Origin of the sequence: Cronbergia sp. UHCC 0137, assembly GCF_034932285.1 — a bacterium.
In the GTDB taxonomy this organism is placed as follows: domain Bacteria; phylum Cyanobacteriota; class Cyanobacteriia; order Cyanobacteriales; family Nostocaceae; genus Cronbergia.
Genome location: NZ_JAYGHC010000091.1, coordinates 1 through 11,621, shown reverse-complemented (window position 1 = coordinate 11,621; position 11,621 = coordinate 1). Strand labels below are relative to the sequence as shown.

The following is an 11,621-nucleotide window of genomic DNA, read 5'->3' as shown; positions in this document are numbered from 1 at the left end:
GAACTTAAATCCTCGTTTTTACTAAAATTACCAAGTTTTTTAAGCAGTTATGTCTTAGGGGATCTTCCTTTCTAAACTACTGCTGTGAGGAATCCAAGGTTTTTTTGACACTTTCAGCCCCTTTAAGTGACTGAAATTATGAGAATTGACTACTTGACTAAGTGGACGTTTCTCAGGATGATGTCATTATCCGTACCATTTACTAGCAATCTAGATTATGGTAACTTAATGATTCTTAACTTATCACATTAATCAGATTTTGCGGTGGAGTCACAGAAGTGAATCAGGTATCTGAGAAATTAGATATTCTGAGAGATCAGAATTTTAATAATCTGAAATAGATTCTCTCATAAATTGTACAACTTGCAATACATACTGCTCAAGTGGCAGACTTTGAATAGGAACATCTCACAGGCCAAGGTAGTTCAATGACGGCATCAACAACAATTAACAAAGGCGAAAAAATCCTCCACCAAAAGGTTTTGGGTTCTCGTCGGTTTAGTAACTACTGGTGGGCAACTATCGTGACTATGGGCGCTAGTGGCTTTTTCTTGGCTGGAATATCCAGTTATCTGAAAGTTAATTTACTTCTAGTCACCGATGCAACTCAACTGATTTTTGTACCTCAAGGATTGGTAATGGGGTTATACGGTACTGCTGGCATACTATTAGCCTCTTATTTGTGGCTAGTTATCCTCTGGGATGTAGGTGGTGGGTATAACGAGTTTAATCAGGAAACTGGTAAATTTAATATCTTTCGTTGGGGTTTTCCTGGCAAAAACCGCCGAATTGAGATTGAAAGCCGCATCCAGGATGTCCAATCTGTCAGAATTTCCATTAAGGAAGGTCTGAATCCTCAACGCGCTCTTTATCTCAGGGTGAAAGGAAGACGTGACATTCCTCTAACAAGGGTTGGTCAACCGTTGTCTTTAGCTGATTTGGAAACTCAAGGTGCTGAGTTAGCACGCTTTTTAGCAGTACCATTAGAGGGTCTGTAAACAGGAGTCAGGAGTCAGGAGTCAGGAGTCAGGAGGAAAGGGAGTAAATAATAGAAATTTCCTGAAAAGGTTGTAGAGACGTTCCATGGAACGTCTCTACAATGGCTAGAAGAAACGCACATTTTATTTTCGCCAGATTTCTAATATTAATTTACTGTTCCCTGTTCCCTGTTCCCTGTTCCCTATTCTCTGTTCCCTGTTTTCTGCTATAACATACTTTGGTTGATTGAGTAATTGGAAATGCGATTAAAATTTTCACAATTTTTGGTTACTTTGTTGATGGTTGGGGCTTTGATGTTGGGAGGTTGTGCATCTGAGCAAGTTGCGTCTTCTGATACGTCCCCAACTGCAACAGATAGCCCTAAAGCAACCGAGGCAAGTGCCAAGACAACTACTACAAGTGAGAGTATTCCAGGAATGAAAGATTTACCACGCCTCGAAGGTAAAGCTACTGTGGTGATGACTGTTAAAGGCTCGCCGATTACGATGGAGATAGATGGCACTAATGCACCAATTACTGCTGGTAATTTCGTCGATTTAGTCCAAAAAGGTTTTTATGATGGTTTGGTGTTTCACCGGGTTGTTCGTGAACCCCAGCCGTTTGTGGTTCAAGGTGGTGATCCCCAAAGCAAAGATCCAAAAGTTCCCCCAAGTCGTTGGGGAACTGGTGGTTATATTGACCCAAAAACTGGAAATGAGCGTTATGTACCTCTAGAAATTAAGCCAAAAGGCGAGGAAGCGATAGTTTATAGCAAGACTATTACTAAACAACCTGAGTTACAGCATAAGCAAGGGGCGATCGCTATGGCTAGATCCCAATCGCCAGATTCAGCTTCTTCTCAGTTTTACTTTGCTTTAGCAGATTTGGCTTTTTTAGATGGGAACTATGCTGTGTTTGGTAAAGTTACCGAAGGCTTTGATGTAGTTAACAAAATTGAGCAAGGCGATCGCATTGATTCGGCGAAAGTCACTCAAGGGGCTGAAAATCTCAAAACTGCCCAATAGATATATCCTAAAAAAGTGGAGACGTTCCATGGAACGTCTCTACGAGGGTTCGACTAAATCTTTATTTTTAATCTAAAATTTAAAATTGGTTAAGGTTGTTGTTACTGGTATAGGTCTAGTTTCTGCTTTAGGTCAAGATTTACAAGATAGCTGGCAAAATTTGCTGGCTGGAAAAACTGGAATTAAATTACATCAACCATTTTTAGAATTGGGAACTATTCCTTTGGGTTTAATTGGTTCTCTTCCTTCTGATTTGAATACTCTGATTAAAACGGTTGTGGTTTCTGCTTTGGATGATGCTAAATTAGTATCACCTTTGTCTGATTGTGCTGTGGTAATTGGTTCTAGTCGCAGTTATCAAGGGTATTGGGAGATTTTGGCGCGACAGATGTATGGCAGAGATAATCGCCAAAATTGCCTAAAATTAGCAGATTGGTTGGATGTCTTACCCCAGATGAGTGCGATCGCTGTGGCGCGGCAAATAAGTACAGAAGGTGCTGTTTTATCACCAATGGCGGCCTGTTCTACTGGCATTTGGGCGATCGCTCAAGCGGCTTTATTAATTCAAACTGGTCAATATCAGAGGGCGATCGCTGGGGCTGTGGAAGCACCAATTACACCCTTGACTATCTCCGGGTTTCAGCAAATGGGCGCTTTAGCCAAAACTGGGGCTTATCCCTTTGATTTGCACCGGGAAGGTTTGGTACTCGGTGAAGGTGCAGCAGTATTTGTTTTAGAATCAGCAACTTTAGCCCATCAACGTCAAGCTAAGATATATGGGGAAATTTTGGGTTTTGGCTTGACAAATGATGCTTATCATGGTAATAAATCAGACCCACAAGGAAAGAGTGCGATCGCTGCAATTAACCAATGTCTGGAACGTAGTAATTTAACACCGAAAGACATAGATTACATTCATGCCCATGGTACAGCTACTCAGCTAAATGATCAAATAGAAAGCATGATCATTCAGCATATATTTTCCAAAAATGTCGCAATTAGTTCCACTAAAGGTAGCACCGGTCATACACTAGGAGCATCAGCAGCTTTAGGTGTAGCTTTTTCGCTCATGGCCTTACAAAATCAAATATTACCGCCCTGTGTAGGATTACAACAACCGGAGTTTGAAGGGGACTTTATCACAGTTGCCAGGGAAAACAACCTTAAACATGTATTATGTCTTAGTTTTGGCTTTGGTGGACAAAATGCAGCGATCGCTTTGGGATAAAAGGTTCTAATCTACACAATATTGTACCAATAGAGCAAACTGTCTACTATTACCCGATCTAAAACTTACATCAGCGATAAAGTATACTCCAGACATCTGAAATTTAAACTTTAAAAAAATTACGAACCCATTATTTGCTTAATATTAAACTGACTGATTAATAATAACCCAAGTTGCTAGTTATTAATTTTTCGGGTATTTTGTAGTCTGTAGGATGCGTCAGACAGAATAATTTAGGCTGAAATCAATAATTTTAAGTTTCTGACGCACCTTATTTGATCTAACTGGCAACTTACGTTAGTAGCTAATTTAGTAAGAGGTAAATGGAACAATATTCAGGAATTACAATTCTAATTAAGTAGATAATACTAGCACTTTGTGAAAATAGAGTATTAAATCATCTATTACCAGGATAATTAACCATGAAAAAACTATTTCAGACATCATTGCCTTTACTTGCAATATCTTTAACCTTGTATTCCCCAATAGCATCAGTACAAGCCCAATCATACCCAACAAAAAACCCTTGGCAAATCAGCCAAACATTTAAGCCACCAATAGGAAGAAACGATCCCAACCCTGTTACTACTGGAGGGGCAACTCGTGGATCTTCCTGTCTCAAAGAGAATACGAAAATTATCCCCTTAGTACCTGTAAATAAATTAGGACTTTCCGTTAATTCCCATCCTACCTTTCATGTATATTTGCCTTCTTCCTCCGTTAAAACGGCCGAATTTGTAATTAGGAATGATGCAGATCCAGAGATATTTTATCAAACCACGGTAACATTACCTAATCAAGCAGGAATCGTCAGCTTGTCCCTTCCTACCGATTTACCTCCTCTGAAATTAGATACAACTTATCACTGGTTTTTTACCGTTGTTTGTGATAGTCAAGACTCTAGTAAAAACCCCTTTATAGAAGGTTGGGTACAACGCATTAAACCAGACTCTTCTTTATCTGCAACCATAGCTAAAGCAGACCTACGCAAACAGACAACTATCTATGCAGAAGCGGGAATTTGGTATGATGCTCTAACTAATTTAGTTCAACTACGCCGCACTGAACCGAATAATTTAAAACTCAAGATGAATTGGCAGCAACTTTTAGATTCAGTCGGATTAAATGACATTGTATCTGAGCCGTTGATTGATTTGCAATTAGTAAATAATTAGGGCTTGCTGTTCGCGTAGCGTGCCGTTAGGCATATAAAGCTAGAACTGAGATATATAAAGGGTTTGAAGGTAAAAAAGGTGAAACTTGTGCAAGGAATAAGCGTTGAAATTATCAAAACCCTATCACTTGACCAAATTCAAGACTATTCTTCTCTTCTTCTAATTCTTCCTCCTGACTCCTGACTCCTGACTCCTAGCCCTCACAGATAACTTTTTCAGCAAACCCTAATTAATCCATAACTTCATGATGTGGGAAACGCTAAAGAAAAAACTATGGCAATGGCGGGGTGTTTTAATTACTGTTCCTAGTGTAACATTAATTGTAATTATACTTCGCTTGACTGGATTGCTACAATCTTGGGAATTAACAGCCTTTGATAGGTTTATCTTGTTGCGTCCACAAGAACCGATTGATCACCGCATTATTATAGTGGAAATTAGAGAGGAGGATATTCGTCAACAAAAGCAATGGCCTATTTCTGACCGCATACTTGCGAGGTTATTAAACAATATCAAACAACAACAACCTAGAGGTATAGGACTAGATATTTATCGTGACTTACCTGTACCTCCAGGTGAACAAGAGTTAGCAAAAGTGTTTAAGTCTACTCCTAATTTAATTGGGATTCAAAAGGCATTTAAAAGTAATGATAGTTCGGTAATTGATCCCCCACGGCTATTGAAAGAACGCCAACAGGTGGGGGCAAATGATTTACCTCTAGATGGAGATGGAAAAATCCGTAGAGGATTGCTTTATCTATATTTAGAGAATGATGAAATTATAGAAAGCATGGATTTGAAATTGGCTTTGTTGTATTTAAAAGCTGAAGGAATTACAGAACAACCAGCAACAACAAATCCGAATTATTTACAATTAGGTCGGGGTGTTTTTCCTAAATTTGCAAACAATGATGGTGGTTATATTAATGCAAAGGCAGGAAGCTATCAAATATTATTAAATTATCGTGGACGGATAGATAGATTTGCGAAGGTTTCCCTCACAGATGTTTTAGAAAATAAAATTCCAGCTAACTTAATGCGGGATAAACTGGTGCTGATTGGTTCAACTGGGGAAAGTTTGAAGGATCTTTTGTATACTCCTTACACCAGTGGAGTGTTTTCAGCCCCGGAACGGATGCCAGGTGTGGTAATTCATGCCAATTTAATTAGTCAAATTATTAGTACAGCTTTAGATAATCGTCCAGGAATTGAATCTTGGTCTGAATTTTGGGAATGTTTATGGATATTTAGTTGGTCGATTTTAGGTGCTACTTGGAATTGGCAACAGCGCCAAAAAAACATTCCTTTTATTACTGGCGTTGTAATTCCAGGTAGTATCTTAATTGCTGTTTCTTTTGCAGCATTTATCGTTGGTTGGTGGATTCCTGTAGTACCAACATTATTGGCATTAAACGGATCAGCGATCGCTATTAACCAATTTGTCGCCCGTAGCGCTTCCCAAATGAAAAAAACCCTGGGACGTTATCTCACTGATGAAGTTGTTGCCAATTTAATCGAAAGCCCTTCTGGGTTGAAGTTAGGAGGAGAAAGAAGAAAAGTCACAATTTTAGTATCTGATATCAGAGGTTTTTCCAGTATTTCCGAAAGATTACCCCCAGAACAAGTGGTAACGCTGCTGAATTTTTATTTAGAAGCAATGACCGATGTAATTAATCACCATAAAGGCACGATTAATGAGTTTATGGGTGATGGGATTTTGGTGATGTTTGGTGCGCCTATTAGTCGAGAAGATGATTCTCAAAGAGCGATCGCTTGTGCTGTGGCTATGCAGTTGGCAATGCAGCAGGTAAATCAGAAAAATCGACAAATGAATTTACCAGTCCTAGAAATGGGAATTGGCATTAACACTGGGGAAGTAATAGCCGGAAATATTGGTTCTCAAAAACGCGCTCAATATACAGTGATTGGTAGTCATGTAAATTTAGCCGCTCGCATTGAATCTTATACTGTGGGAGGTCAGATTTTAATTTCCGAAAATTCTGCCCAAGATGCAAATCTGGATTTAAGAATTGATGGTAAATTAGAGATAGAACCCAAAGGCATAAAATCTCCCATTACTGTTTTTGATATTGGTGGTATTGGTGGCGAATATCAACTCTTTTTGCCTAAATATGAAGATAGTATGGTGACTCTCAATCAAGAATTACCTGTCGAATATGTTATTTTACAAGGTAAACAGGCAGACGGAACAATACTTATTGGTGCATTAGTCGGATTGTCAGAAAATGGTGGATTATTACGAACTACGGAAGCTTTAGAACTGTTGAGTAATCTTAAAGTCAGATTATTATTAGGAGAATTATTGCTAGAAGAAGCAAATATTTATGCTAAAGTAGTCAAAAAATCTGCTGATGATCAACATAATTTCTTAATTCGGTTTACAACTCTCCCACCCAAAGTAATTGCTTTATTTCATTCTTTGTGACTTGTGTAATCGTATAATCAAAATAATCTTTAGGACTTACGCATTAAGAAACTTCAGAGTAAAGTTAAAAGAGCGATCGCGGAGAACAAACAAGCCAAACACCAAAAATCAGCATGACAGATGACATTAAACGCTCTAAAGGAAAGTTTGATTACCTAGCAGAAACTAGGGACTGGTCATCAGCCGCAACTCAAGTTCCCATCACTACTATTGTTCCTATGCTTACCGCAATTAGCGATACCTTCGGTGAGCTTCGCTAACGCAACTGGCAACAATTCAAAAAACTAGAAGTTGATTTTGTTGATCAGTATGGTATAGACGTATGGGAAGAGGTTTTTAATTTCCGATTGAAGCCAGCACTAGATAAAATTTCTGATCGTTGGCTGTTAATTCAAAAATGCAGCACAGGTATTAAATCAGTCAAAACTGTAGCTTAGTTTAGCGATCGCAGAACTAAAGTTTTAATTCATACTTCTTCCCTCATACCTTCTTGGTAAGTCCTGATTTTCAAATTTTTCTTTGCGCCTCTGCGCCTCTGCGTGAGCTTTTCAAGAATATTTTGGCGACACCGAAGTATTTATGCAAGAAGTTATCTAGTTGAGATCGGTCAATACGGTTCAATTAAGCCCGAAACTCTTTTTTAAACAAACCACAGAGGCACAGAGGACACAGAGAAATCAGAAGAACAAATTTTTGACTCAACCTTTTGGAATCGCCTATTAGTGCGGTGCGTCAGATAAGACTTCTTGCAAAAGTCTTAATTTTCAAATTCTTCTTTATTTTTCACAAATTCAGGTAAAATTATCTAACAGTTAATTCAAGGGTGCAGAACTTTGTTAGCAGCTTTACTTTACGGCCAAGAAGACTTACGCCTAGAGGAAGTCGCTGATCCTACTCCAGGAGAAGGGGAAGTAGTGATTCAAGTCGGTGCGGCTACAACTTGCGGTACAGATTTGAAGGTTTGGCGGCGTGGTGGCCATGCTAAAATGCTGAAGTTGCCCACCCTATTTGGTCATGAAGCTGCGGGACGGATTGTAGCGGTTGGTGCAGGTGTAACTAATTGGCGTGTGGGCGATCGCATAGTGGCTAATAATTCTGCCCCCTGCATGAATTGTTTTTATTGTCAACGGCAAGAATACTCTTTATGTCCGAATTTAACCTGGAATAATGGCACATTTGCCGAATATCTGAAGATTCCCGCGGCTATTGTCCAGCGTAATATGTTACCAGTCCCCGATGAGTTGCCTTTTGAATTGGCAGCGATGACTGAACCTTTGGCTTGTGTGTTGCACGGGATCAGCCGTTCTGATGTCAAACCCCAAGACCGGGTGGTAGTGTTGGGAGATGGAGCAATTGGACTAATGTTTGTCGCAGTTTTAGCTGCAAATGCCCGTGTGTGGCTGTGGGGAGGGAATGACCAGCGTTTAGAAATTGGCAAAAAATTGGGTGCAGTGGGTACATTTAATTATCATCAAATTGCAGATATTCCGGGTGTGGTGCGGGAATTAACTCAAGGTATGGGTGCAGATGTGGTAATTGAAGCTACTGGTGTACCAAGTGTGTGGGAGACAGCGATCGCTTGCGCTCGTCCTGGTGCTACAGTCAACTTATTTGGTGGTTGTCCTAAAGATACCACTATTACTATTAATACAGAACAACTCCATTATAGTGAATTAACCTTAAAGGGAGTGTTTCACAATACTCCAAAATATGTAAAAGAGGCATTGTCTCTAATAGCTAGTAGAAAAATTCCCTTTGAGTTGCTAATTAGTGAAAAGCGTCCTTTACAAGATTTAGGACAGGTATTTGCTCAAATGAAAGCCCGTCAGGTTATCAAGGTGGCGATGATATCCAAGTATTAACAATTACCAACCATGTTAAATTGCTAAGAGACTTCTATAAAAAGCCTAAGTAGATGAACAGAAAAAATTAAATGTATGTGAAGAAAAGTAAAATCGCCCAAAACTCTCTTCCTGTTCCCTGTTCCCTGTTCCCAACGACAATTTTTAACGCCCACCTACTTAATTAAGGTTTTTCTAAATCTAAAAAGTTCGCTAAAAACATAAACAATTATTTTCAATTTTGCCCAAAAAATTTACAATATTTAAGCAGTTAGTGAAGCTATAGTGTATTTAGACAGTGCTGCTACCTTTACCATACGTCAGGTTAAGTCTAGATTCAAAACAGCTTCAGAATTACTTTAGAGACATCACTAACTCGATGACAGGCAAAAACCCAAGGCATGAGGCATTTCTACGGCTAGTGTCTAATAATGGAGCAGCTTCTAGGTCAGAATTTCGCTACTCCCTACTTCCCAATAAAGAGATGGTCATAGGACGTGACCCTAGTTGTCAAGTTGTCTTGGATGCCATGATCTACCGGATGGTATCTCGTCGTCATGCGGTGGTTCGTCCCCTCTCTTTATCGACCGAAAACAAGTTCCATTGGGTAATTTGCGATTTAAATAGTGCCAATGGTACTTTTTTGAATGGAAAACGTTTGCAAGGTACTCAAGAACTACAATTTGGCGATCGCATCTCTCTCGGTGCTGATGGACCAGTCTTCATTTTTGAGTACCAATTACCCCCTCAACCCACGGTGATGACGGCTAACAAAGCTACAAATGCTACATCTGTATCATCCACCAACCAAGCCCATTTACAGCGAGATTCAGTTAGTTTCACCCAACTATTTCCGATTATTTCCACTGGTAAAGACCTAACTCGCAAAGCCTATCTTATCCCAGGAATATTGACGGTTATCTTTGTGGTGCTGATGTTTGGTACTGTCGGCCACCCCCAAGCTAATCAAGTTATTGTCGCTACTTACATTGCCTTTGCTGCCTATTACTTTGTTTACCAACTGTGCGGTAAAGCCAAGCCCTGGTGGATACTCATTGCTATGGCTTTGAGTACATCCCTGATTCTGATGAGTCCAGTATTAGATTTATTTATTTTTGTCTTTCGTGGGATCTTACCTGGTAGTTTACCCTCACCTCAAGAACCGATCACCTTCACTGAATTGCTAATACGGATGTTTTTTGGTGCTGGGTTAATGGAAGAATTACTCAAAGCCTTACCAATCTTAGCTGCATATTTTATCGGTAATTCTTTACCATCTCCTTGGCGAGAACGCATCGGGGTTTGGGAACCTTTAGATGGTATCCTTTTGGGAACTGCCTCGGCTGTGGGTTTTACTCTGCTGGAAACTTTGGGTCAGTATGTTCCCGTTGTCACCCAAAATGTCACTCTCCAAGAAGGGATAGGAACTGGTCAATTAATCGGGTTACAGCTATTAATTCCCCGAATTTTAGGCTCTGTTGCCGGACACATGGCTTATAGTGGCTATTTAGGCTATTTCATTGGGTTAGCTGTGATGAAGCCGATGATGAGTTGGCAAATTCTCTCTATTGGTTATTTTAGCGCCTCTGCCCTCCATGCTTTATGGAATGCCACGGGTTCAATCAATGCTGTGTTGTTGGTGGTCGTTGGGGTTTTATCCTATGCCTTTTTGATGGCAGCTATCCTCAAAGCTAGGGCGCTTTCACCAACGCGATCGCAAAATTTCGCTACCCGGTTTTTGGGTCCAAAATAGGGGTTGAGGAATCTCTAGCAATGAAAATATTTGTTGTAAAATTATGGGACGGTTTCGTAGTAAATCTGAACTATCGGAAAAAATCTGTGTTGTCTGTCAACGCCCTTTTAGTTGGCGAAAAAAATGGCAAGATTGCTGGGATGATGTAAAATACTGCTCGGAACGTTGCCGTCGTCGTCGTTCTGAGGCTAAAAATCAAACTGATCAAAATTAACATTACAAAAAATAAATGAAGTTACAGGTGCAACCTAAATTAATTATTCACGGAGGGGCTGGTAGTTCTCTTCACGGTAAAGGTGGATTGGAATCGGTACGGCGATCGCTCTATGATGTGATAGAGGAGGTCTATTCGCTGTTATCAAGTGGTGCAAGCGCATCCCAGGCAGTTGTACGGGGTTGTCAAATGTTGGAAGATAATCCCCGCTTTAATGCTGGTACGGGTTCGGTACTACAATCCGATGGTCAAATCCGCATGAGCGCTTCTTTGATGGATGGGGCAACAGGGCGGTTTAGTGGTGTAATTAATATTGCCAGGGTGAAAAACCCGATTGAACTGGCGCAATTTTTACAAACATCCCCAGATCGGGTACTATCTGATTACGGTGCGGCAGAGTTGGCGCGGGAGTTGCAAGTTCCTAGTTACAACGGTTTAACAGATTTGCGGCTGCAAGAGTGGATTCAAGAACGCCAAGATAACTTTAAAAGAACCATGGCCGGGGTTGTGGCTGAACCAGAATTAGAAAGTAATGCTGGAAGAGGTACAATTGGGGTAGTAGCCTTAGATGGTGATGGAAAGATAGCCGCAGGTACTTCCACTGGTGGTAAAGGCTTTGAGAGGATTGGCAGAGTTAGTGATTCTGCTATGCCTGCGGGTAATTATGCTACTGCTAATGCTGGTGTAAGTTGTACTGGCATTGGGGAAGATATAATTGATGAGTGTTTAGCACCGAAAATAGTAGTCCGTGTAACTGATGGAATGACCTTGAAAGAAGCAATGCAGCGATCATTTACAGAAGCGGATAAGAATCAGAGAGATTTGGGAGCGATCGCTCTTGATGCCACTGGGGTAATATCCTATGGTAAAACCAGCGAAATATTACTTGCTGCATACCACAACGGCGACACCATTGGCGATACTTTAGAATGGAATGATGACCAATTAATTGGTTATTGTT

General features: G+C 40.2%; 10 protein-coding genes. All 10 read left to right on the top strand.

Going from position 1 to position 11,621, the window contains the following annotated elements; translation table 11 throughout:
* The first annotated feature begins 428 nt into the window (after nt 1-428).
* Entirely contained in the window at nt 429-998 is a 570-nt protein-coding gene (locus VB711_RS25750) for a photosystem I assembly protein Ycf4 (RefSeq protein WP_323289280.1), read from the top strand.
* Nucleotides 999-1,238: 240 nt separating this feature from the next.
* Nucleotides 1,239-2,003, top strand: coding sequence for a peptidylprolyl isomerase (locus tag VB711_RS25745; RefSeq protein WP_323289279.1), 765 nt, complete (start codon nt 1,239-1,241; stop codon nt 2,001-2,003).
* Between the two features lie 85 nt (nt 2,004-2,088).
* Complete coding sequence (locus tag VB711_RS25740) at nt 2,089-3,231, top strand: beta-ketoacyl-ACP synthase (RefSeq protein ID WP_323289278.1); 1,143 nt, start codon at nt 2,089-2,091, stop codon at nt 3,229-3,231.
* A 422-nt stretch (nt 3,232-3,653) separates the two neighbouring features.
* A complete protein-coding gene (locus VB711_RS25735) occupies nt 3,654-4,406 on the top strand; it encodes a DUF928 domain-containing protein (protein WP_323289277.1) in 753 nt (250 codons plus the stop codon).
* Between the two features lie 247 nt (nt 4,407-4,653).
* Nucleotides 4,654-6,852, top strand: a complete 2,199-nt coding sequence (locus VB711_RS25730) for an adenylate/guanylate cyclase domain-containing protein (protein WP_323289281.1) — start codon at nt 4,654-4,656, stop codon at nt 6,850-6,852.
* A 113-nt stretch (nt 6,853-6,965) separates the two neighbouring features.
* Complete coding sequence (locus VB711_RS25725) at nt 6,966-7,112, top strand: hypothetical protein (RefSeq protein WP_323289276.1); 147 nt, start codon at nt 6,966-6,968, stop codon at nt 7,110-7,112.
* A 573-nt stretch (nt 7,113-7,685) separates the two neighbouring features.
* The gene (locus VB711_RS25720; RefSeq protein WP_323289275.1) at nt 7,686-8,714 is read left to right on the top strand and encodes a zinc-dependent alcohol dehydrogenase; all 1,029 of its coding nucleotides are present in this window, start codon (nt 7,686-7,688) and stop codon (nt 8,712-8,714) included.
* Between the two features lie 358 nt (nt 8,715-9,072).
* The gene (locus VB711_RS25715) at nt 9,073-10,446 is read left to right on the top strand and encodes a PrsW family glutamic-type intramembrane protease (protein ID WP_323289274.1); all 1,374 of its coding nucleotides are present in this window, start codon (nt 9,073-9,075) and stop codon (nt 10,444-10,446) included.
* 43 nt (nt 10,447-10,489) lie between these two features.
* Complete coding sequence (locus VB711_RS25710; protein WP_323289273.1) at nt 10,490-10,660, top strand: DUF2256 domain-containing protein; 171 nt, start codon at nt 10,490-10,492, stop codon at nt 10,658-10,660.
* Nucleotides 10,661-10,675: 15 nt separating this feature from the next.
* Nucleotides 10,676-11,621: isoaspartyl peptidase/L-asparaginase (locus tag VB711_RS25705; RefSeq protein WP_323289272.1), on the top strand; the 946-nt coding region annotated here is incomplete at its 3' end.

Bases quoted from the DNA above. Each gene is read 5' to 3' on its own strand.
- VB711_RS25710 (WP_323289273.1), top strand. From the start codon at position 10,490: ATGGGACGGTTTCGTAGTAAATCTGAACTATCGGAAAAAATCTGTGTT.
- VB711_RS25730 (WP_323289281.1), top strand. From the start codon at position 4,654: ATGTGGGAAACGCTAAAGAAAAAACTATGGCAATGGCGGGGTGTTTTA.
- VB711_RS25750 (WP_323289280.1), top strand. From the start codon at position 429: ATGACGGCATCAACAACAATTAACAAAGGCGAAAAAATCCTCCACCAA.
- VB711_RS25725 (WP_323289276.1), top strand. From the start codon at position 6,966: ATGACAGATGACATTAAACGCTCTAAAGGAAAGTTTGATTACCTAGCA.
- VB711_RS25715 (WP_323289274.1), top strand. From the start codon at position 9,073: ATGACAGGCAAAAACCCAAGGCATGAGGCATTTCTACGGCTAGTGTCT.
- VB711_RS25745 (WP_323289279.1), top strand. From the start codon at position 1,239: ATGCGATTAAAATTTTCACAATTTTTGGTTACTTTGTTGATGGTTGGG.
- VB711_RS25735 (WP_323289277.1), top strand. From the start codon at position 3,654: ATGAAAAAACTATTTCAGACATCATTGCCTTTACTTGCAATATCTTTA.